The following is a 20,501-nucleotide window of genomic DNA, read 5'->3' as shown; positions in this document are numbered from 1 at the left end:
TCGGTCGACGCCACCGAACCGCCCGTACTGAATCGAAACAGTGTCTTTTCCGCGCCTGCCGGGCAGGTCAGATCTTGTCGCCGAGCTCCACCCGGGGGATCGGGGTGCGCATCCGGCGGAATGTCATCGCGCGCATGATGGCGTAGAAGTACAGGCCGCCCATCCGCTGGTCCGCCTTCGGGAACCGCTCCCGGACCAGTTTACGAATCCGGCGGGAGATCAGCACCGAGTCGAGGACCACCAGCACCGCCAGCGTCACCCAGAGCAGGTTCGACGCCAACTGCACCACCGGTGGCATCGTCGGCCCGGACCCGATCAGCACGAGCAGCGCGCCGCCGAAGAACCAGGTGCCGACCGTACGCCGGGAATCCACCACGTCGCGAGCGAGTCCGCGTTCCGGGGCCCGGTCGCGGGGCCCGCCCTCGCGCCGGAACTCCTCCGAGATCGCCGACCGCCGGGCCCGCCGCTGCTCGCGGGCCTCCTGCTTGGTCAGCGGCTTGGCGTTCGCCGCCGGTCGGCGGCCGGCAGCCGGCCGCTTCGGGGTGACCACACCGAGCTCCTTCTTGCTCGGCGTGTGCCGGCGGGCACGGACGGACGCGGCATCCTCCTGCGACGGGGGAACATCGTCCTCCGGCAGATCGGCTTCCACGACATCGGCGGACTTGCGGCGAAACAGCGACGGCACGCGTGAAGGGTAGCCAACCAGGTGCGTCATCCGCACCTCGCACCCGGTCGTCGCCCGCCGGCCGGCGGGCGAGGGCACCGGACGCCCGGCCCGGTTCGGGCCGCGAGGGCACGAACCGGGCACGGGTACGTCGGATCCGGGCGTGGACGCGTCGGATCAGCGACGGGTCGCGTCGGATCAGGGGCGTTCCACGTGGGCGCCGAGGTCGGCCAGCTTGGCCTCGAAGTCCTCGTACCCCCGGTTGATCAGGTCGACGCCGTACACCCGGGAGGTGCCCTCGGCGGCGAGCGCCGCGATCAGGTGGCTGAACCCGGCCCGCAGGTCCGGGATGACCAGGTCGGCGGCGTGCAGCTTGCTCGGCCCGGCGATCACCGCCGAGTGCTTGAAGTTGCGGCGACCGAAGCGGCACGGGGTCCCGCCCAGGCACTCCCGGTAGACCTGGATCGTCGCGCCCATCGTGTTGAGCGCCTCGGTGTAGCCCAGCCGCTGCTCGTACACCGTCTCGTGGACGATCGACAGCCCACGGGCCTGGGTCAACGCGACGACCAGCGGCTGCTGCCAGTCGGTCATGAAGCCCGGGTGCACGTCGGTCTCCAGGGCCACCGCGCGCAGCTCGTTGCCCGGGTGCCAGAACCGGATGCCGCCCTCCTGGCCGGCGCTGCCGACGCGCGGTGGGCGGGCGTCGGTGACCTGGTACGCGCCGCCGACCGACCGGAACACGTTCAGGAAGGTCATCATGTCGGCCTGCTGCGCGCCGAGCACGTTGACGTCGCCGCCGGTGGCCAGCGCCGCCGCCGCCCAGCTGGCCGCCTCGATCCGGTCCGGGATCGGCCGGTGCGAGTAGCCGCCGAGCCGGGGAACGCCGTGGATCTCGATCACCCGGTCGGTGTGCACTTTGATGATCGCGCCCATCTTCTGCATGACGCAGATCAGGTCGACGATCTCCGGCTCGACCGCGGCGTTGCGCAGCTCGGTCACCCCGTCGGCGAGCACGGCGGTCAGCAGCACCTGCTCGGTGGCGCCGACGCTCGGGTACGGCAGCTCGAACTTGGTGCCGTGCAGACCGTTGGGCGCGGTCAGGTGCAGCCCTTGCGGGGTCTTCTCGACGACCGCGCCGAACTCGCGCAGCGCCTGCATGTGGAAGTCGATCGGCCGGGGACCGATGTGGCAACCGCCGAGGTCCGGGATGAACGCGTGGCCGAGCCGGTGCAGCAGCGGGCCGCAGAACAGGATCGGGATCCGGCTGGAGCCGGCGTGTACGTTGATCTGGTCGAACGAGGCGCTCTCCACATTGGCCGGATCGAGCACCAGTTCGCCGTCCTCGGCACCGTCGCTGACCTTGACCCCGTGCAGTTCGAGCAGGCCACGGACGATCTCGACGTCGCGGATCCGCGGTACGTCGTACAACCTGCTCGGCTCATCGCCGAGCAGTGCGGCCACCATCGCCTTGGAGACGAGATTCTTGGCGCCTCGGACCCGGATCTGCCCGTGCAGGGGGGTGCCGCCATGCACGATCAGGACGTCGTCGGTCAAGGGAACCTCCAGCGCGTCGATGCTGCCGTCTTGTGGGGTGGAGCTGGCCCGGCGAGATGGGATGAACATGTCCCGGCCGGCGGTGGGTGAAACCGGACGACCCGCGTACGGAGCCGGCGGTCGGTGGACCTCGAGTGACATCCGGTTACCGTCTGTCACCGGGGAGCATCGAAGATCCGCGCTGCCCGTTCGTCGCCTGAGGCAGCATAGCGCTCCGTGATGAAAGTGGGATCCCGCAGCGGCTGCGATTGGCACGAATTCGGGAACGACGGCACGTATACGTAGGACCTAGACTACGTTGGGTGACCTGACGGTGCGGTGTCAGCTATCCGATCAGGTGGCTGTCCGATCAGGGCAGTGCCAGCATCTGGTCCAGCGCGACCCGCGCGAAATGCGCCGTACGCGGCTCGACCGTGATCTGGTTCGGCACCCGGCCGGCGACCAGCTCCTCCAACGCCCACACCAGGTGCGGCAGGTCGATCCGGTTCATCGTCGAGCAGTAGCAGACCGTCCGGTCCAGGAACATGACCTGCTTGTCCGGGTGGGCCAGCGCCAACCGGCGGACCAGGTTCAGCTCCGTGCCCACGGCCCACGCCGATCCGGCCGGGGCGGCCTCGATGGTCCGGATGATGTACTCCGTCGAGCCGATCTGGTCGGCGGTGGTGACCACCTCGTAGCGGCACTCCGGGTGGACCAGCACGTTGACCCCGGGCACCCGCATCCGTACCTCGTCGACGCTGCTGCGGGTGAACCGGCCGTGCACCGAACAGTGCCCCCGCCAGAGCACCATCTTCGCCTCGCGCAACTGCTGCGCGGTCAGCCCACCACCGGGCTTGTGCGGGTCGTAGAGCACGCAGTCGTCGGCGTCCAGTCCCATCTCCAGCACCGCCGTGTTGCGGCCCAGATGCTGGTCCGGCAGGAACAGCACCCGCTGACCGCGCTCGAACGCCCAGGTCAACGCGCGCTTGGCGTTCGACGAGGTGCAGACCACCCCGCCGTTGCGGCCGACGAAGCCCTTGATGTCCGCCGACGAGTTCATGTACGTCACCGGCACCGTCGAGCCGGCCGCGCCCGCGTCGGCCAGCGCCTCCCAGGCGGTCTCCACCTGGCCGAGAGCCGCCATGTCCGCCATCGAACAGCCGGCGGCCAGATCCGGCAGGATCACCCGCTGGGCGTCGCCGGTCAGGATGTCGGCGCTCTCCGCCATGAAGTGCACACCGCAGAAGACGATGAACTCGGCCGACGGCCGTGCGGCGGCCTCCCGGGCCAGCTTGAACGAGTCGCCGGTGACATCGGCGAACTGGATGACCTCGTCGCGCTGGTAGTGGTGACCGAGCACGAAGACCCGGTCGCCGAGCGCGGCCTTGGCGGCGGTGGCCCGGGCGACCAGGTCCGGGTCGCTGGGTGCCGGGAGCTCCCCTGGACAGTCGACGCCGCGCTCGCTGGCCGGGTCGCTGCCCCGGCCGAGCAGCAACAGGGCGGTCGCGGTGCTGGAAGGCTCAACCCACGTCGAAGTCACGAGATCCATGCTCGCACAGGTCCGCCCGCCTGCGACCAGCCCAAGTGTGGCCTGCCACACTGCCAGACCATGCGGGTCCTGATCTGTCCGGACAAGTTCGCCGGCACCCTGACCGCCGCCGAGGTGGCCGCCGCCGTCGCCACCGGGTGGCGGGACCGGGCGCCCACCGACGAGCTGGTGCTGCGCCCGTTGTCCGACGGTGGTCCGGGATTCGTCGAGGTGCTGGCCGAGTCGACCGCCGGCCGGCGGGTCCCGGTACCGACGGTCGACCCGCTCGGCCGGCCGGTCGGCGGTGAGATTCTGCTGGTCGACGGCCCGGGGGCCGGCGGGAGCGCGACCGCCGGCCCGACCGCGTACGTGGAGAGCGCCCAGGCGTGCGGCCTGCACCTGCTCACCGAAGCCGAACGTGACCCGAAACACACCACCTCGTACGGCCTCGGGCTGCTGCTGGTCGCGGCGGTCGAACACGGTGCCCGTCGGGTGGTCGTCGGGCTCGGCGGGTCGGCCACCAACGACGCCGGAGCCGGCATGCTCACCGCGCTGGGGGTCACCCCGCTCGACGCCGCCGGCTACGCCCTGCCGTACGGCGGCGTGGCCCTCGCCGGGGTCGACCGCCTCGACGGCGTACCCCGGCTGCGCGGGGTCGAGCTGGTCGCCGCGACCGACGTCGACAACCCGCTGACCGGGCTGCACGGGGCCAGCAACGTGTACGGGCCGCAGAAGGGTGCCGACCGGGCCGACGTACTGCTGCTCGACGCCGCGCTGCAGCGGTTCGCCGGCACCCTGGTCGCGGGCCTGCCCGGCTGCCCGCCGCAGCTGGCCGCGCTGCCCGGGGCCGGGGCCGCCGGTGGCATCGGCGCCGCGCTGCTCGCCCTCGGCGGGCGGTGCGAGTCCGGCATCGACCTGGTCACCGCGCTGATCGGGCTGCCCGCCGCGCTGGACGCCGCCGACCTGGTGATCACCGGCGAAGGGTCGTTCGACCACCAGTCGCTGCGCGGCAAGGTGGTCGCCGGGGTGGCCGGCGCGGCCCGGGACCGGGGACTGCCCTGCGTGGTGCTCGCCGGCCAGGTGTCCACCGGCCGGCGGGAGTCGGCCGCGGCCGGCGTCACCGAGGCGTACGCCCTGGTGGACCACTTCGGCGGCGAGACCGGCGGTGGGCTGGCTCAGGCGCTGGCCCGGCCGGCGGAAGGGCTGCGCGGGATCGCCGCCCGGCTGGCCGGCCAGTGGAGCCGCTGACGGCGTGCCGACGGCCACGGGGCGGTGAGTTTCCGGTGATCTTCCGGATGGTGGGATGCGCGGCGGATCACGTACGGATTGTGGCCACCCGGATTGGGAATCGTGGCCCGGCCGGTTAGCGTTACCTGATACGGACGAATTCGCACCGTCGCAGGGGAGACCTTCACGTGAGCACATCAGCGCAGTCCGAAACGGCCGAGACCGCCGCCTCGACCACCGTCGTCCTCACCGACCTGGCGGCCGAGAAGGTCAAGGCACTGCTCGACCAGGAAGGCCGCGACGACCTGCGGCTTCGGGTCGCCGTACAGCCCGGTGGCTGCTCCGGCCTGCGGTACCAGCTGTTCTTCGACGAGCGGTCGCTGGACGGGGACATCGTCGACGACTTCGGCGGCGTCGAGGTCGTGGTGGACCGGATGAGCGCCCCGTACCTGACCGGCGCGAAGATCGACTTCGCGGACCGGATCGACGCCCAGGGTTTCACCATCGACAACCCGAACGCGCAGAACTCCTGTGCCTGCGGCGACTCCTTCCACTGAGCCGCCGGGCGTACGTGTCCGCAGCCACGTCCGGGGCCGGGGATACCCCGACTCGGACGTCGGCTGACGGCGTGGTGATCGTGCCGATTCGAGAACGGTACGGGTTCTGACGGTCCCCGTACCGGTAAGCTGGCCCGCGCACGATTCCCCACCCCGACACCCGAGGGCCGACATGAAGATCGCCGTCACCGGCTCGATCGCCACCGACCATCTGATGCACTTCCCCGGCCGGTTCGCGGGTCAGCTCATCGCGGACCAGTTGGACAAGGTGTCCCTGTCGTTCCTCGTCGACGACCTGGTCGTCCGCCGGGGCGGGGTGGCGGCGAACATCGCCTTCGGGATGGCCCAGCTCGGTCTGCGCCCGGTGCTGCTCGGCGCGGTCGGCGCCGACTTCGCCGACTACCGTTCCTGGCTGGAACGCCACGGCGTCGACTGCGACTCGGTGCACGTCAGCGAGTTGGCGCACACCGCCCGCTTCGTCTGCACCACCGACGACGACCTGTGCCAGATCGCGTCCTTCTACGCCGGTGCGATGAGCGAGGCCCGCAACATCGAGCTGGCACCGGTCGCCGCCCGGGTGGGTGGCCTCGAACTGGTGCTGGTCAGCGCCAACGACCCCGAGGCGATGCTGCGCCACTCGGCCGAGTGCCGGGCCCGGGGCTACCGGTTCGCCGCCGACCCGTCGCAGCAGCTGGCCCGGATGAGCGGTGAGGACGTCCGGCAGCTCATCGACGGGGCGGAGTATCTGCTGACCAACGAGTACGAGCGGTCGCTGCTGGAGAGCAAGGTCGGCCTCACCGGCGACCAGGTGCTCGACCTGGTGACGGTACGGGTCACCACGCTCGGTGCTGACGGGGTGGAGATCACTGGCCGGGGCATCGAGCGGATCCACGTACCGGTGGCCCGTGACGTGGTCGCCGACGACCCGACCGGTGTCGGTGACGGCTTCCGTGCCGGCTTCTTCGCCGCCCTCGGCTGGGGCCTCGGTCTGGAACGGGCCGCGCAGGTCGGCTGCCTGCTCGCCGCGCTGGTGCTGGAGACCACCGGACCACAGGAGTACGCCGTCAAGCCGGACATCTTCGTCAAGCGGCTCGCCGACTCGTACGGCGACGCCGTCGCCGACGACGTCCGCGCCCACCTGCCGGCCTGACTCGGCCGGCCCGCTGATCTTCGGTCCTGGGCAAGCTCACGTTGATCGGGGGCCTACCGGGTCAGCTCCGCTTGTAGATGGGTGAGCGTCTCGGCGGGTGGGAGTGCGAGCTCGCGAAGGTTGTCGGCGACCCACTGGTACGTGCGGACCCGATCGAGGTCATGTACGAATATGGCGTCGTCGAGAAGCTCCGTGTATGCCACCGGCCGGATGCCGTGACCGAACTCGAGTAGTGCGAACTGCCCAATGGCGCTGGCCTGATGCGGGCCGTCCTCGGGCCGCAGCAACTGTAAGGTGACTCGTCCGCCGCGAGCCACGTCTATCAGATGCTCCAGCTGTGCCTGGCGGATCGACGGCTCGCCCACGGGTGTGCGGATGGCAGCTTCGCCGATCACGGTCTGGAAGGTCAGATCATGCCGGGCAGCCAGCCTGCTTGCCCGCACTTGCCGGAACTCGGCGAACGACTGTGCCTGATCGGGCCGGTAGAAGCGGTTGGCCGAGGTCAGTGCTTGAGCGTAGTCGCGGGACTGGAGTAGCCCAGGCACCACCATCGGCTCGAACGTGAAGAGTCGCTCGGCCATGTCGAGCAACCCTACGTACGTCCGGAGGAAGCCCGGAATCAGGTCCGTCCAGCGACTCAGCCAGGACTTGGCGTCCGCCCGTGCAGCGGCCAGCGTCACCAGTTGCTGGACGGTTGTCGCCGGTACTCCGCAGGCATGCAGGACAACCTGCACGTCGTCCGGTGCCTGATGGTAGCGACCGGATTCCATGTGTCCGAGCTTGGGTTTGCCGATCCCGGTTGTGGCGGCGAGTTCGCTGAGGCTGAGCTGCACCGCTCGCCGGTGCCGACTCAGTTCCACGCCGAGCAGCCAACGTAGCGCAAGTGGATCCACCTGAGTGTCCATCACCGTCTCCCGATTCTCGTACCCAGATAAGTCTAGCCGAGCACATCCGTAGCCGCTAACCTATACGTATCCATAAACGTTCGAAGGAGGCTGCTATGGGGCTCGACGAGGTAGGACGTCAGTCGGAGACGCCTGAGGGTGTCCGGCAGATGATGACAGAGCAGGCGTCCGAGCAGGTGCCGGCGCGCTTCGCCATCTGTGCGGAGACCGAGGCCGGCGAGGACGGCGGAGTGCTCGGCTGGGGGCTGGCGTTCGACGACGAAGCCGTGGTCGTACCGACCAACGGCGGCCTGCCCAACCCGTTCAGTGGTGTCAAGGCAGCACTGCGGCTGTACGGGATGGTCCACCCCGTACGACTGGTGTGGGTCGACCCGCCCGACGGTCGCCGGCTGACCTGACCGGCGGAGGTCAGGCCGGCCGCAGCACCGCGACCAGGAAATCGGAGTCGTCGCGGTACGGGCGCAGGTCCCAGGTCGCCAGCAGCAGGTCCTCGACCAGATCGGCGGCGTGCATGTCGGCCAGGAAGTCGGTGACCGGATAGCCCCGGTCAGTGCCGAACCCGACCACGATCCGGCCACCGTCGCGCAGGTGCAGCCGCATCCGGCGCAGCACCTCCTGACGGGTGTCCGGAGCCAGGAACGTCATGACGTTGCCGGCGCTGACGATCGCGTCGAAGCCGTCGGTGATGCCCTGTGCGGGCAGGTCCAACTCGGCCAGGTCGCCGACCAGCCACCGCGGGCCCGGGTGGTCCTGCCGGGCGGCGTCGATCAGCACCGGGTCCAGGTCGACGCCGACGACGTCGTGACCGGCGGCGGCCAGCGCCGCGCCGACCCGGCCGGGACCGCAGCCGGCGTCCAGTACTCGCGCCGTACGGGGCAGCATCGCGTCGACCAGCCGGGCCTCACCGTCGAGGTCGGCCCCGTCGCGGGCCAGCGACCGGAACCGGTCGACGTACCACTGTGAGTGCCCAGGGTTGGACTCCAACAGCTTGCTCCACCCGTTCTGCGTGCCCACGCCCGCCATCCTCGCACGCCAGTATCCGGCTGGGCCTGGCGCCGTGGACCAACAGGCCTGGCCGAACCGGCCAAAGACGTGCGCTCCGCCGGGAGGCGGTTGAGGTGTATCTCGAAGAGGTGTCTCAACCGGCTATCGAGGCCACGCCGATGTGAGGCTGAGATACGTATCAACGAGCAGATTAGGTATCTCAGCCTCACATCGGTGGCGCCACCATCCGCGCAGTGGGTGCGGCGGACAGTTCAGCTGGTGCGGCGGACGTCGAAGGCGGGGGAGCCGGCGACGGTCGACGCGGCGACGAACTCCTGACCGCGGATCCGGCACCAGGCCGGGATGTCCAGGGCGGCCGCCGGATCGTCGGCCAGCACCCGGACCACTGACCCGACCGGCAGCTGCGGCAACCGCCGGGCCAGCGCGATCACCGGCAGCGGGCAGCGTTGGCCCAGGCAGTCGAGAGTCTCCGCCACCTCGCCGCCAGGGGGCTGAGCCACTGCGTCGTCGCCGGTCACAGCCCGACCACCCCGGCCTCGGCCCGCAGGTCGGCCACCACCTGCGGCAGCTCGGCCAGGAACCGGTCCACCTCCGCGTCGGTGGTGTCCCGGTGCAGCGACACCCGGACGTTGCCGTGCGACAGCACCCCCATCGCCTCCAGCACGTGTGACGGGCGCAGCGTCGACGACGTACACGACGAGCCGGAGGAGACGGCGAAGCCGCGCCGGTCCAGCGCGTGTAGCAGCGCCTCGCCGTCGACGTACAGGCAGGAGAAGGTGACCAGGTGCGGCAGCCGGTCGGTCGGGTCACCGACCACCTCGACGTCCGGCACCGTCGCGGCCACCGTCGCGCGGATCCGGTCCACCAGCGCCGACAACCGGGCGGCCTGCGCGTGCGCCTCGGCGGCCACCGCGCGCAGCGCCGCCGCCGACGCGACCACCGCCGGCAGGTTCACCGCTCCGGGCGTACGGCCGAACTCGCGCTCGTCGGCCGGGTAGGGCGACTCCCACCGGGTGCCCTTGCGGACCACCAGCACCCCGACGCCCGGCAGCCCGCCCCACTTGTGGGCGCTGGCCGTCAGCACCGACCAGCCGTCCGGCACCGGCACCCGGCCCACCGACTGGGCGGCGTCTACGTACAGCGGCACCTCGTGCGCGGCGCACACCCGGGCCGCCTCGGCGACCGGTTGGACCGTACCCACCTCGTGGCTGGCGCTGATCAGTGCGGCGAACGCCACACCCGGCCGGGCCACCGCCGCCGACCAGGCGGCCAGATCGATCCGGCCGAGCCGGTCCACCGGCACCGGCACCGCCTCGCCGCCGTCGGCGGTGTGCCGCTGCCCGGCGTGCAGTACCGCCGAATGCTCGATCGCCGAGTGCACCAGGGTGCGCCCGACCCGACGCCGCCCGGCGAGACCGCCGAGTACGGCGGCGTGCGCGGCGACCGTACCGCTGGGTGTGAAGGAGATCTCGTCGGCGCGGACCCGCAGCACGTCGGCGGTGACCTCCCGGGCCGCGTCGAGAAGCTGACCGGCCCGGCGGGCGCGGGCGTACAGCTTGGCCGGGTCGGCCCAGCCGTCGGTCAGCGCCGCCGACAGTGCCTCGCGGGCGACCGGGTGCAGCGGTGCGGCGGTCGCGGCGTCGAGATAGTCCACAGCCACCGACGGTACCGGCCGTGGGCTGGGCCGCCGGTGGTCGTGGCGGGTGACAAACCAGACCCCACGCCGATGGTGACCGGTCGGGTCGAGTAATCTGCGACCGTCGGTGACGCCTTTGATCGCCGATGTCGTCACGCGTGGCCAGGTCGATCCGGTTGCCACAGGTGGCATCGGTGGCACCGCGAGGGAGGCAGGACCAGGTGGTCGCAAGCGATTCAGCAGGGCAGTCGTCGGTTGCCGGCCGGCAACCGACGCGGGCGTGGCCCGCGTCCGGGCGGCGTCAGCTCCGGTTGCGGGCCGTCGGGCTCGGTATCGGCGGCGCGGCACTGCTCACCCTGCTCACTGGCTGCGACGTCGGGGCGGCGTTCGGTGGCTTCGGCTGGCCGCAGGGCATCACCCCGCAGGCCCACCGGATGTACGACCTGTGGATCGCCTCGGTGATCGCGGCGCTCGCGGTCGGCGTCTTCGTCTGGGGCCTGATCTTCTGGTGCATCATCCGGTACCGCAAGCGCGGTGACCAGCTGCCGGTGCAGACCCGGTTCAACATGCCGATGGAGTTCCTCTACACCATCGCGCCGATCCTGATCGTGTCGGTGCTGTTCTACTACACGGCCGTGGTGCAGACCGACGTCGACCGGCTCAGCGAGGACCCGGACGTCACCGTCGAGGTCGTCGCGTTCAAGTGGAACTGGCAGTTCAACTACCGTGACGGGGTCGGCGAGGACGCCAACACGGTGGCGTCGACGGTCGGTTCGTCCGACATCATCCCGGTGCTGGTGGTGCCGTCGGAGCGGACCATCCGGTTCGAGGAGACCAGCACCGACGTGATCCACTCGTTCTGGGTGCCGGAGCTGCTGTTCAAGCGGGACGTCTTCCCGGGCAGCATCCGCAACCAGTTCGAGGTGACCATCGAACAGAACGGTGCCTACGTCGGCCGGTGCGCCGAGCTGTGTGGCACGTACCACTCGATGATGAACTTCGAGATGCGGGTGGTCGACCCGGAGCAGTACGACCAGTTCATCGCGGCGAAGCAGGCCGGTAGCTCGACGCCGGACGCGCTGGCCGCGATCGGGGAGGAGCCGTACGCGGTGACGACCTTCCCGTTCGATACCAAGCGGGACGCGCAGAACTTCGGTAACGCGAGCGCCCAGGGCGCGGGAAGCTGAGGGCCGGTCATGAAGACCGAGTGGCGACTGTTCGGCATCGTCGCGGCGTTCCTGCTCGTCGTGTCCGGTGTCTACCCGGCGTGGACCTACGGGCAGCTCGGGCACGTCGAGTGGATCGGTACCACGGCGCTGATCCTGTCCTTCCTGCTCTGCACGATGTGTGGCGGCTTCTTCTGGTTCGTGTCGCGCCGGATCGATCTGCGCCCCGAGGACCGGCCGGACGCTGAGATCTCCGACGGAGCGGGCGAGGTCGGCTTCTTCAGCCCGGGCAGCTACTGGCCGTTCGGGGTGGCGCTGGCCGCGACCGTCGCCGGTCTCGGCCTGGTGTTCTGGCAGTGGTGGCTGCTCATCTTCGGGCTGCTCTCGGTGATCGCCACCGCGGCCGGCCTGCTGTTCGAGTACTACACCGGCACCCGGCGTACCGCCGAGCACTGAGCCGGGCCGAGCACTGAGCCGGTTCGTCGCCGGCTTCGGCTGAGCCGACCGACCGTCACCGGTTGTTGCGGCGGCGCAGCTTCGCACCCCAGCCGGCGACGGCGACCAGCGCCGTACCGATGGCGAGGGAGATCGCGCCGACCAGCCCGATGGCTGCGGCCGGTGCTCCGGTGACCGGAAGGTCCTGACTCGCGGACATTGTGCCTCCTGAGGCGTTCAAGATGGTTCGAGCTGTGCTGACTGGTTCACGTGGTGCTGGCGGCGGCTGTCGGGGTGCCGATCCGCTCCGGCGAGGACCAGACACAGCGGTCGACGGTGGGCCGGCGGATGGCCTTGACCGCCGCGTGGACGAAGATCACCCGGTAGATCAGGTCGGCGACCATGATCAGCGGGAGTAGGAGCAGCAACTGCGGGTGGCGTAGCCGCCAGGCGGCCAGTGCCACCCAGACACCCTGGCCGGCGGCCAGTATCAGCAGCCCGGTCAGCAGCCCTGGTCCGGCGGTGGCCAGCACCCAGATGGTGAGCGGGGCACCCGCCACGTACAGCACCCAGTGCAGGATCAGCAGCAGGTACGCGTAGTCGAAGGTGCTGACCTGCCGGCCCACCCGGTGACCGAGGATGCCCTGGAAGGTGCCCCAGAGCCAGCGCAGATTCTGCTTGTACCAGTCGCGTAGTGAGGTCGGGTCCTGCAACAGCGCGGTTGCCCGGGGCGCGTAGACGACCCGGCCCAGGTCGCGGCGGTGGGTCTCCAGCACCCAGTAGGTGTCGTCGACGATGTACGGCGGCTGCTGCGGCAGCACCCGGTCGAGCAGCTCCACCCGGTACAGCGAGTTCGAGCCGGAGATGCAGTTCATCACGTTGAAGTGGCTCTGGATCCGGCGCAGGAACAGCTGGTAGTTCCAGTAGCTGTAGGCCCGCTTGGCCAGCCACGGATTCCACCGGTGCTCACGTGGCCACCAGGTGACGTTGTGGCCGACCGCGATCGCCACCTGGTCGGTCATTGTGGCCAGCGCCTCGGTGACGAAGTTCTCGGCGATGATCACGTCGTCGTCGAGGATCGCCACCGCCCGGAACCGTGCGCCGAGCTGGAAGTGCCGGTACCCGGCGTGCAAGGCGGCCGGCTTGCCGACGTTGGTGGCCAGGTCCAGCACGTCGGCGCCGGCCTCGGCCGCGCGGCGGGCGGTGTCGTCGGTCGAGGCGTCGGAGACGACGAAAACCGGTGCCCCGGTACGGAGCGCTGCGGCCACCGCGGCGCCGATGGTGCCGGCACCGTTGCGGCAGGCGACGAGGATGGCCACCTGATCGTGCCGTACCGGGCCGTACCGGGGGTGGTTGGCGCCGCGTGCCCGGGCGGCGCGGTGGACCCGTTCCGGGCGCAGCAGACCGTAGCCGAACGCGACCAGCAGGGAGACGAGGAAGACACCGCCGAGGACGACCAGTGCGGTGAGGAAGATCCGCAACATCGCTGACCTCAAAGGGGGGAGGGGGCGGGGGACGCCGCACCCTTGCGGTCAGTGATTACGCTACGTCATCAAATCTGCGGATAAAAGGGGCAAAGCCGGGAATATACTAGTAGCTGGCTGTGAGAGTGCCCCAAAGATCTCACCGGCCCCAGAAGTCTCAGCCGGCGGTCACCCGGTAGTGGCACCCGCCGACTTGGCTACCTGCACCCACCGGTCCAGCAGCGCGGCGGCCGCGCCGCTGTCCACCGCCTCGGCGGCCCGGCTCAACTGCCCCCGCATCGTCTCCAGCAACTCGGCGCCCGGCGCGGCGCCGGTCTGTACCGCCTGAGCGGTCAGCGCCGCTGCGGCATTGACCAGCACCGCGTCCCGGACCGGACCGGCCTGGCCGTCGAGCAGCCGGCGGGTGACGTCGGCGTTGAAGGCGGCGTCCCCGCCACGGAGATCACCGGGGGCGCTGCGGGCGACCCCCAGGTCCTCGGCGGCGTCCACGACCATCGCGCGGACCACGCCGTCGGCGGCGAACCAGACCCTGGTCGGGGCTGCGGTGCTGAGCTCGTCGAGGCCGTCCTCACCCCGCATCACCAGCGCGGTGTCGCCCCGGCTGGCGAACACCTCGGCCATCACCGGCGCCATCCGGGTGTCGAAACAGCCGATCGCCCCGGCCCGGGGCCGGGCCGGGTTGGTCAGCGGGCCGAGGAAGTTGAATACGGTCGGTACGCCGATCTCCCGCCGGGTCGTCCCGGTGTGCCGCATCCCCGGGTGGTACCGGGCGGCGAAGCAGAACCCGATGCCGACCTCGGCCACGCACCGGGCCACCCCTTCGGGCCCCAGATCGAGCGGGATACCGAAGTGCTCCAGCAGGTCGGCGGCGCCGCACGAGGACGAGGCCGCCCGGTTGCCGTGCTTGACCACCCGGGCACCGGCGGCCGCCGTGACGATCGCGGCCATGGTGGAGATGTTCACCGTGTGGGCCCGGTCCCCGCCGGTGCCGACCACGTCCACCGTCTCCGCGCGCAGGCCGACCGGCAGACCGACCGGCACCGCGTTGGCGATCATCGCCTCCACCAGCCCGACCAGTTCGGCTGACGTCTCACCCTTGGCCCGCAGCGCAACGGCGAAGCCGGCGATCTGCGCGGGTGTGGCGGAGCCCGTCATGATCTCGCCCATCGCCCAGGTGGTGTCGGCGGTGGAGAGCTGCTCGCCGGCGAGCAGCGCGTTGAGCAGATTCGGCCAGGACCGTTCACCCATGGGGCCTCTCCCAGATGCGATGGGGCGGTGCGGTGGGGGCGTGGGTGGTGCCGTGATGCGATGCAGCCGGTGCCGGTGCCGTGGCGCGCGGGTCAGGCGGCGGGCAGCTTGCCGGACCGGCCGCGCAGCATGCCCGCGACGGTCTGGCCGGTGGTTACCGGGTCGAGCGGGTGCATCAGGGTGCCGTCGACCTCGGCGAACGAGGCCAGCCAGCGGTCGGCGGCGCGGGCGATCACCACGCAGGTCGGCGGCGCGTCGGCGCGGTCGTCCTTGATCTGCCGGGCGATGCCGAGCCCGCCGCCGGGAGTGGCCTCACCGTCGAGCAGCATCAGGTCGATCTCGTACTCGTCGACCAGCCGGACGCACCCGGCGTAGTCGGACGCCTCGACGAACTCGACGGTCAGGTCGGTGGCGGGGCGGGTGCCGACGGCCAGCCGCATCCGGTCCCGTACCTGCGGGTCGTCGCTGTAGAGCAGGACGGTGTGCACGCGCTCGGTCATCTTCTCGCTCGACTCCCACCTCGTAGCTGCGCGCTGATCGTACCGTCCGTCCGGGTCGCGTCCGGCGAGCGGGTCAGTCGGCGGCGGCCACCGCGCGGGCCTGTCGCGCCTCCTGACGGTCGAGTTCCCGGTCGATGCGTCGGGCTTCCCGCTCGGACTGGCGCATCCATTGCACCACCAGCACGGCGAGCATGGTGACGCTGACGAACTCCCCACCGGCCCACAGGATGCCGCCGGCCACCTCCTGGTCGGCCCACGGGTCCGCCCAGGTCAGCCCGAGCGACGGGTACCAGTCGTCGCCGAACAGGGTGCTGCTCTGCATGACGGTGAGCCCGAGCACGGTGTGGAACGGCACGGAGAGCACCATCAGCAGCGCCCGGGCCGGGTACGGCCAGCGGCCGGGCAGCGGGTCGAGCCCGACCAGCGGCCAGAAGAACAGGCAGCCGGTCATGATGAAGTGGGCGTGGACGAACTCGTGGGCGAGGCTGCTTTCCAGGGTCAACCTGTACAAATCAGTGAAATACAGCACAAACGGGTTGATGACGAACAGGCCGAAGGCGACCAGCGGGAAGGTGACCACTCGGACGTACCGGCTGTGCAGGACGGCGAGCAGGCGGCGTCGCGGGGTGCCGGGCAGGGTGCGCAGCGCCAGGGTGACCGGTGCGCCCAGGGCGAGGAAGATCGGCGCGATCATCGACAGCACCATGTGCTGGACCATGTGCACCGACAGCAGAGTGGTGTCGTACGCGCCCAGCCCGCTCACCGTGACGGCGGCGATGCCCCCCAGCCCGGGGCCGATGAACAGTACGGTGCGTGACACCGGCCAGCGGTCACCGCGCAGTCGTAGCCGGTGCACCCCGTACAGATAGAGGCCGGCGGCCACGACGAGCACCAGCGCCAGCCAGTTGGTCAGCTGGATCTCGGTGAACAGGGCCGAGACCGTGAACGGCGGGACGGCGATCGCAGCGACATCTGCCACGTGACGAGGCTAGGCCAGCGGCCTCGGTCGACGTTATCCGGCCCTCCAGCGGGTCGGGTTTGCCACCCCGCCGTCCGTGGGCACTGACCGGCAGCAATAATGACCGCGTGACTGCGGCCCCAGCGATTGACAAGAGCCGGATCCACTCGCTGACCCGACCGAACATGGTCAGCGTCGGGACGATCGTGTGGCTCTCCAGCGAACTGATGTTCTTCGCGGCGCTGTTCGCGATGTACTTCTCCATCCGCGCGGCGGACTACAGCATGTGGGAGGAGCACACCCCACAGCTGAACATCCCGTACGCGACGGTCTTCACCGCGATCCTGGTGGCCTCCTCGGTCACCTGCCAGATCGGGGTGTTCGCCGCGGAGCGGGGAGACGTGCACGCGCTGCGGCGGTGGTTCACGATCACCTTCGTGATGGGCCTGATCTTCCTGCTCGGCCAGATCAACGAGTACCGGGAACTGGTCCACCACGGCATCAAGATCAACGGCGACGGGTACGGCTCGGTGTTCTACCTCACCACCGGCTTCCACGGCCTGCACGTGGCGGGCGGCCTGGTCGCCTTCCTGATCTACATGGTCCGTACCACGATGGGGCGGTTCACCCCGGCGCAGGCGACCTCGGCCATCGTCGTGTCGTACTACTGGCACTTCGTCGACGTGGTCTGGATCGGCCTCTACTTCATGATCTACTGGCTGCAATGATCATCAAGCGGTCACTCACCGTGATGGTGCGGCGTCGTGCCGACCAGGCAGGTCGCAAAACCGACAAGGATTCAGGTCAATGACATCTGACACCCCCGCCGACCGGCGAGCCGACCGCGGACGCGGTCTCCTCGCCCGGCTGCGCAGCGGGCGGGCCACGCCGCGAGGCCGGGGCCGCCGCCGGCTGGGCACCGCGGTCCGGTTGCTCGCCGCGCTGTTCCTGGCCGGCGGTGCGTACACCGTCTTCGCCCCGGGCCTGCAGGCGCAGGACACCCCGCAGCTGTCCCAGGCGGCCGAGGACGGCAAGGCGCTGTTCGACCAGAGCTGCATCTCCTGCCATGGGCGCAACGCCCAGGGCGTCGAGGGACGCGGCCCCAGCCTGATCGGTGTCGGATCGGCGTCGGTGGAGTTCCAGGTCGGCACGGGCCGGATGCCGATGGCCCGGCAGGAGGCCCAGGCCGAGCGCAAGCCGGTGGTCTTCACCGAGGATGAGATCCGCCAGCTCGGCCAGTACATCCAGGAGCTGGGCGGCGGCCCGCAGATGCCGGACGGCGAGATGCTGCGCACCGGTGGTGACATCGCCGTCGGCGGCCATCTCTACCGGATCAACTGTTCGTCCTGCCACGCGTTCAGCGGCGGCGGCGGCGCGCTGTCCTCCGGCAAGTACGCACCGAGCCTGGAGCCGGCCACCGACCGGCAGCTGTACGCCGCCATGCTGACCGGTCCGCAGAACATGCCGGTCTTCGGGGACAACCAGCTCACCCCCGAACAGAAGCGGGACATCATCGCCTTCGTGCAGGAAGGGCTGAAGACCGACGGTGACCCGGGCGGGCTGGCCAACCTCGGCCGGTACGGTCCGGTGACCGAGGGCATCGCCATCTTCCTGGTCGGCATCACCGCGCTGGTCTTCGCCAGCCTGTGGATTGCGGGGAAGTCATGAGCACCGACATCGACACCACCCAGCAGCACCGCCAGCCAGCGCAGGTCAGCCTGGACGACCCCCGGCTGACGTCATTCGACGTGCTGAGCGAGGGCGCCCGGCGCGACGACATCGAGATCGTCCACTACGAGCCCCCGTTCCCGGTGCCCGGCACCAGGGCGGAACGGCGGATCAGCCGGTTCGTCGCCGGGCTGTTCCTGCTCGCCGGGCTCACCGCGACCGCGTTCCTGGTGGTCTTCATCTGGTGGCCCTGGGAGTACGAACTCGGCACCGGGATCAGCAAGTTCTACACTCCGCTGCTCGGCGTCAGCCTCGGGCTGACCTTGCTGGCCATCGGCGTCGGCATCCTCACCTGGGGCAAGAAGCTGCTGCCCCACGAGGTGGCGATCCAGGACCGGCACGACGGCCCGTCCAGCCCGGACGACCGCAAGATCACCGGCGGCACGCTCACCTACATGGTGGACGAGCTCGGGGTGAAGCGCCGCCCGCTGCTCGGGGTGTCGCTGCTGGCCGGGTTGGCTCCGGTCGCTGCGGTCGCGGCCGCTCCGCTGGTCGGCGGCCTGATCCGGGATCCGCACACCGACAACCAGATGGCCACCACCGGCTGGGAGCCGGTCGAGACGGTCGGTGGCGGCACCGAGCTGGTCCGGCTGACCAGGGAGGACGGCTCGCCGATCCGGCCCGCCGACGTCAGCGTCGGTGGTCAGATGACGGTCTTCCCCGGGATTCCCGGCGGACACACCAACCGGTACGCCGACTCGCCGACCCTGCTGATCCACCTGCGGCTGGACGACGCCCGGACCGCCCGGGAGAACAACGAGTCGGCGGGCAAGCCCGACTACATGTGGGGCAACTACATCGCGTACTCGAAGATCTGCACCCACGCGGGCTGTCCGGCGAGCCTGTACGAGCAGCAGACCAACCGGCTGCTCTGCCCCTGCCACCAGTCGCAGTTCCTGATCACCGACAACGCCAAGCCGGTCTTCGGCCCGGCCAGCCGTCGGCTGCCGCAGCTGCCCATCTCCGTCGACGACGAGGGCTTCTTCGTCGCCACCTCCGACTACACCGAGATCGTCGGACCCGACTTCTGGGAGCGGCCATGAAACGCCGTAAGTTCGACGCCCGGGCGCTGCCCGGCAAGGCCGCCGGGCAGCTCGACGACCGGTTCCAGGCAGCTACCCCGCTGCGCAAGCTGTTGAACAAGGTCTTCCCGGACCACTGGTCGTTCCTGCTCGGCGAGATCGCGCTCTTCTCGTTCGTCGTCGTCCTGCTCACCGGTGTCTACCTGACCTTCTTCTTCGACCCGTCGATGGAGGAGGTCGTCTACGACGGCAGTTACGCCCCGCTGCGCGGGATCCCCATGTCGGCGGCGTACGCGTCGACGCTGGACATCTCGTTCGACGTCCGGGGCGGCCTGATCATGCGGCAGATGCACCACTGGGGGGCGCTGCTGTTCATGGCGTCGATCGTGGTGCACATGCTGCGGGTGTTCTTCACCGGCGCGTTCCGCAAGCCGCGTGAGGCCAACTGGATCATCGGCTCGCTGCTGTTCTGGGTCGGCTTCCTCGCCGGCTTCACCGGCTACTCGCTGCCCGACGACGGCCTGTCCGGCACCGGGCTGCGGATCGCGTCGGCGATCATGCTGTCCATCCCGGTGATCGGGTCCTGGGTCACCTCGTCGATCTTCGGCGGCGAGTTCCCGGGCACGATCATCATCAGCCGGTTCTACATCGCCCACGTACTGCTGATCCCCGGGCTGCTGGTGGCGCTGATCAGCGCACACCTCGGCCTGGTCTTCAAGCAGAAGCACACCCAGTGGGCCGGTCCGGGACGGACCAACGACAACGTGGTCGGCGAGCGGATGTTCCCCCGCTACGCGATCAAACAGGGTGGCTTCTTCATGATCGTCTTCGGGGTGGTCGCCCTGATGGCGGGTATCTTCCAGATCAACCCGGTGTGGCTGTTCGGCCCGTACGAGGCCGCCGTCGTCTCGGCGGCGAGCCAACCCGACTGGTACGTCATGTTCCTGGACGGCTCCACCCGGTTGATGCCAGCCTGGGAGCTGACCATCCCGATCGGCGACGGGTACGTGATCCCGCCGCTGTTCTGGCCGACCGTGGTGCTGCCCGGCATCCTGGTCATGCTCTCCCTGGCGTACCCGTTCCTCGAAGCGCGGTACACGAAGGACAAGGCCAGCCACAACCTGCTGCAGCGACCCCGGGACGTGCCGGCCCGCACCGCCGTCGGTGCCATGGCCGTCACCTTCTTCATCGTGCTGACCATCTCCGGCGGCAACGACGTGTTCGCCGACAAGTTCTTCATCAGCCTGAACGCGATGACCTGGGCCGGCCGGATCGGATTGATCCTGCTCCCACCGTTGGCCTACTACGTCACCTACCGGATCTGTCTCGGTCTGCAGCAGCACGACCGGGAGGTGCTGGCGCACGGCGTCGAGACCGGCGTCATCCGACGGCTGCCCGACGGCCGCTTCGTCGAGGTGCACCAGCCGCTGGGACCGACCGACGAGCACGGCCACGGCAAGCTGGAGTACGTCGGCTGGGTGGTGCCGAAGAAGATGAACCGGCTCGGCGCGCTCGGCCCGGCCGTCAAGGGCTTCTTCTTCCCGATCGAGAAGCCGGCGCAGGTTCCACCGCCGACGCATGTGGCGATCGACCCGGCCGAGGAACAGCCGGCCGATCTGCCGCCGGCCGACAAGGACAAGAAGCCGGCCGACCGGGAGGAGATCAGCAGCGGCAGCCGCTGATCGGCCCGTACCCACGACAGTCGTCCGTGCCCGTCGCCCCTTGCCGGCGGGCGCGGACGACTGTCGGCTCTGC

General features: G+C 70.1%; 22 protein-coding genes. 10 read left to right on the top strand and 12 right to left on the bottom strand.

All coding sequences use genetic code 11. The features are described from left to right. Positions 1–67: 67 nt before the first annotated feature. The 3 genes from EDC02_RS16615 to nadA form a co-directional block, all read right to left on the bottom strand. Positions 68–715 (bottom strand): DUF3043 domain-containing protein, encoded by a 648-nt coding sequence (locus EDC02_RS16615; protein WP_123602755.1) that lies wholly within the window; start codon positions 713–715, stop codon positions 68–70. A gap of 147 nt (positions 716–862) precedes the next feature. Then, positions 863–2,287: a UDP-N-acetylglucosamine 1-carboxyvinyltransferase gene (gene murA / locus EDC02_RS16610; RefSeq protein WP_233606405.1), complete on the bottom strand. Its 1,425-nt coding sequence runs from the start codon at positions 2,285–2,287 to the stop codon at positions 863–865. 280 nt (positions 2,288–2,567) lie between these two features. Beyond that, the gene (gene nadA, locus EDC02_RS16605) at positions 2,568–3,737 is read right to left on the bottom strand and encodes a quinolinate synthase NadA (protein WP_123604855.1); all 1,170 of its coding nucleotides are present in this window, start codon (positions 3,735–3,737) and stop codon (positions 2,568–2,570) included. A 69-nt stretch (positions 3,738–3,806) separates the two neighbouring features. Between nadA and EDC02_RS16600 the strand changes: the two genes are divergently transcribed. From EDC02_RS16600 to EDC02_RS16590, 3 genes are all read left to right on the top strand, one after another. Then, positions 3,807–4,973 (top strand): glycerate kinase, encoded by a 1,167-nt coding sequence (locus EDC02_RS16600; protein ID WP_123602754.1) that lies wholly within the window; start codon positions 3,807–3,809, stop codon positions 4,971–4,973. Positions 4,974–5,140: 167 nt separating this feature from the next. Continuing rightward, positions 5,141–5,509 (top strand): iron-sulfur cluster insertion protein ErpA, encoded by a 369-nt coding sequence (gene erpA, locus EDC02_RS16595; RefSeq protein WP_123602753.1) that lies wholly within the window; start codon positions 5,141–5,143, stop codon positions 5,507–5,509. A 172-nt stretch (positions 5,510–5,681) separates the two neighbouring features. After that, complete coding sequence (locus EDC02_RS16590; protein WP_123602752.1) at positions 5,682–6,659, top strand: carbohydrate kinase family protein; 978 nt, start codon at positions 5,682–5,684, stop codon at positions 6,657–6,659. 53 nt (positions 6,660–6,712) lie between these two features. On the opposite strand, the gene EDC02_RS16585 is transcribed toward EDC02_RS16590, so the two are convergent. Continuing rightward, entirely contained in the window at positions 6,713–7,564 is an 852-nt protein-coding gene (locus EDC02_RS16585; RefSeq protein ID WP_123602751.1) for a helix-turn-helix transcriptional regulator, read from the bottom strand. Between the two features lie 149 nt (positions 7,565–7,713). On the opposite strand from EDC02_RS16585, the gene EDC02_RS16580 reads away from it, so the two are divergent. Further along, positions 7,714–7,962, top strand: a complete 249-nt coding sequence (locus EDC02_RS16580) for a hypothetical protein (protein ID WP_148083485.1) — start codon at positions 7,714–7,716, stop codon at positions 7,960–7,962. Positions 7,963–7,972: 10 nt separating this feature from the next. Here EDC02_RS16580 and EDC02_RS16575 read toward each other — a convergent pair whose 3' ends face one another. The 3 genes from EDC02_RS16575 to EDC02_RS16565 form a co-directional block, all read right to left on the bottom strand. Continuing rightward, on the bottom strand, positions 7,973–8,587 hold the full coding sequence (locus EDC02_RS16575) for a class I SAM-dependent methyltransferase (RefSeq protein WP_123602749.1): 615 nt from the start codon (positions 8,585–8,587) through the stop codon (positions 7,973–7,975). Positions 8,588–8,820: 233 nt separating this feature from the next. Then, positions 8,821–9,045 (bottom strand): sulfurtransferase TusA family protein, encoded by a 225-nt coding sequence (locus EDC02_RS16570; protein WP_123604854.1) that lies wholly within the window; start codon positions 9,043–9,045, stop codon positions 8,821–8,823. A 38-nt stretch (positions 9,046–9,083) separates the two neighbouring features. Then, positions 9,084–10,229, bottom strand: coding sequence for a cysteine desulfurase family protein (locus EDC02_RS16565; RefSeq protein WP_370461457.1), 1,146 nt, complete (start codon positions 10,227–10,229; stop codon positions 9,084–9,086). A 197-nt stretch (positions 10,230–10,426) separates the two neighbouring features. Between EDC02_RS16565 and coxB the strand changes: the two genes are divergently transcribed. Both coxB and EDC02_RS16555 read left to right on the top strand, forming a co-directional pair. Continuing rightward, positions 10,427–11,392: a cytochrome c oxidase subunit II gene (gene coxB, locus EDC02_RS16560; RefSeq protein ID WP_370461456.1), complete on the top strand. Its 966-nt coding sequence runs from the start codon at positions 10,427–10,429 to the stop codon at positions 11,390–11,392. 9 nt (positions 11,393–11,401) lie between these two features. Beyond that, positions 11,402–11,827, top strand: coding sequence for a cytochrome c oxidase subunit 4 (locus EDC02_RS16555; RefSeq protein WP_123602747.1), 426 nt, complete (start codon positions 11,402–11,404; stop codon positions 11,825–11,827). A 55-nt stretch (positions 11,828–11,882) separates the two neighbouring features. Here the strand turns inward: EDC02_RS16555 and EDC02_RS40850 are convergent, their stop codons facing one another. The 5 genes from EDC02_RS40850 to EDC02_RS16535 all read right to left on the bottom strand — a co-directional run bounded on the left by EDC02_RS40850 (position 11,883) and on the right by EDC02_RS16535 (position 16,017). Then, a complete protein-coding gene (locus EDC02_RS40850; protein WP_199757658.1) occupies positions 11,883–12,026 on the bottom strand; it encodes a hypothetical protein in 144 nt (47 codons plus the stop codon). A gap of 46 nt (positions 12,027–12,072) precedes the next feature. Next, positions 12,073–13,290 carry a glycosyltransferase gene (locus tag EDC02_RS16550; protein WP_123602746.1) on the bottom strand — a complete coding sequence of 406 codons (1,218 nt, stop codon included), beginning with the start codon at positions 13,288–13,290 and terminating at the stop codon, positions 12,073–12,075. Between the two features lie 168 nt (positions 13,291–13,458). Next, a complete protein-coding gene (trpD, locus tag EDC02_RS16545; RefSeq protein ID WP_123602745.1) occupies positions 13,459–14,538 on the bottom strand; it encodes an anthranilate phosphoribosyltransferase in 1,080 nt (359 codons plus the stop codon). Positions 14,539–14,630: 92 nt separating this feature from the next. Next, positions 14,631–15,038: a hypothetical protein gene (locus EDC02_RS16540; protein WP_123602744.1), complete on the bottom strand. Its 408-nt coding sequence runs from the start codon at positions 15,036–15,038 to the stop codon at positions 14,631–14,633. Between the two features lie 73 nt (positions 15,039–15,111). Then, a complete protein-coding gene (locus tag EDC02_RS16535; protein ID WP_123602743.1) occupies positions 15,112–16,017 on the bottom strand; it encodes a cytochrome c oxidase assembly protein in 906 nt (301 codons plus the stop codon). A 107-nt stretch (positions 16,018–16,124) separates the two neighbouring features. On the opposite strand from EDC02_RS16535, the gene EDC02_RS16530 reads away from it, so the two are divergent. The 4 genes from EDC02_RS16530 to EDC02_RS16515 all read left to right on the top strand — a co-directional run bounded on the left by EDC02_RS16530 (position 16,125) and on the right by EDC02_RS16515 (position 20,428). After that, positions 16,125–16,724, top strand: a complete 600-nt coding sequence (locus EDC02_RS16530; protein WP_123602742.1) for a heme-copper oxidase subunit III — start codon at positions 16,125–16,127, stop codon at positions 16,722–16,724. 79 nt (positions 16,725–16,803) lie between these two features. Continuing rightward, on the top strand, positions 16,804–17,664 hold the full coding sequence (locus EDC02_RS16525; RefSeq protein ID WP_123602741.1) for a cytochrome c: 861 nt from the start codon (positions 16,804–16,806) through the stop codon (positions 17,662–17,664). Next, the gene (locus EDC02_RS16520) at positions 17,661–18,767 is read left to right on the top strand and encodes a ubiquinol-cytochrome c reductase iron-sulfur subunit (RefSeq protein ID WP_123602740.1); all 1,107 of its coding nucleotides are present in this window, start codon (positions 17,661–17,663) and stop codon (positions 18,765–18,767) included. Before EDC02_RS16525 ends, EDC02_RS16520 begins: the two co-directional genes overlap by 4 nt. After that, a complete protein-coding gene (locus EDC02_RS16515; RefSeq protein ID WP_123602739.1) occupies positions 18,764–20,428 on the top strand; it encodes a cytochrome bc complex cytochrome b subunit in 1,665 nt (554 codons plus the stop codon). Before EDC02_RS16520 ends, EDC02_RS16515 begins: the two co-directional genes overlap by 4 nt. The last annotated feature ends 73 nt before the right edge of the window (positions 20,429–20,501 follow it).

The sequence above is a fragment of the Micromonospora sp. Llam0 genome (assembly GCF_003751085.1).
Taxonomy (GTDB): Bacteria; Actinomycetota; Actinomycetes; order Mycobacteriales; family Micromonosporaceae; genus Micromonospora_E.
Note: the sequence above shows the minus strand (reverse complement) of the source record. Positions and strands in the feature narration are given on the sequence as shown.

Excerpts from the sequence above, each read along its gene's own strand:
- EDC02_RS16515 (WP_123602739.1), top strand. The coding sequence starts at position 18,764 with ATGAAACGCCGTAAGTTCGACGCCCGGGCGCTGCCCGGCAAGGCCGCC.
- EDC02_RS16615 (WP_123602755.1), bottom strand. The coding sequence starts at position 715 with ATGACGCACCTGGTTGGCTACCCTTCACGCGTGCCGTCGCTGTTTCGC.
- EDC02_RS16525 (WP_123602741.1), top strand. The coding sequence starts at position 16,804 with ATGACATCTGACACCCCCGCCGACCGGCGAGCCGACCGCGGACGCGGT.
- EDC02_RS16540 (WP_123602744.1), bottom strand. The coding sequence starts at position 15,038 with ATGACCGAGCGCGTGCACACCGTCCTGCTCTACAGCGACGACCCGCAG.
- EDC02_RS16575 (WP_123602749.1), bottom strand. The coding sequence starts at position 8,587 with ATGGCGGGCGTGGGCACGCAGAACGGGTGGAGCAAGCTGTTGGAGTCC.
- EDC02_RS16550 (WP_123602746.1), bottom strand. The coding sequence starts at position 13,290 with ATGTTGCGGATCTTCCTCACCGCACTGGTCGTCCTCGGCGGTGTCTTC.
- trpD (WP_123602745.1), bottom strand. The coding sequence starts at position 14,538 with ATGGGTGAACGGTCCTGGCCGAATCTGCTCAACGCGCTGCTCGCCGGC.
- EDC02_RS16520 (WP_123602740.1), top strand. The coding sequence starts at position 17,661 with ATGAGCACCGACATCGACACCACCCAGCAGCACCGCCAGCCAGCGCAG.
- EDC02_RS40850 (WP_199757658.1), bottom strand. The coding sequence starts at position 12,026 with ATGTCCGCGAGTCAGGACCTTCCGGTCACCGGAGCACCGGCCGCAGCC.
- murA (WP_233606405.1), bottom strand. The coding sequence starts at position 2,287 with ATGTTCATCCCATCTCGCCGGGCCAGCTCCACCCCACAAGACGGCAGC.
- EDC02_RS16585 (WP_123602751.1), bottom strand. The coding sequence starts at position 7,564 with ATGGACACTCAGGTGGATCCACTTGCGCTACGTTGGCTGCTCGGCGTG.
- EDC02_RS16590 (WP_123602752.1), top strand. The coding sequence starts at position 5,682 with ATGAAGATCGCCGTCACCGGCTCGATCGCCACCGACCATCTGATGCAC.
- EDC02_RS16555 (WP_123602747.1), top strand. The coding sequence starts at position 11,402 with ATGAAGACCGAGTGGCGACTGTTCGGCATCGTCGCGGCGTTCCTGCTC.
- EDC02_RS16580 (WP_148083485.1), top strand. The coding sequence starts at position 7,714 with ATGATGACAGAGCAGGCGTCCGAGCAGGTGCCGGCGCGCTTCGCCATC.
- EDC02_RS16600 (WP_123602754.1), top strand. The coding sequence starts at position 3,807 with ATGCGGGTCCTGATCTGTCCGGACAAGTTCGCCGGCACCCTGACCGCC.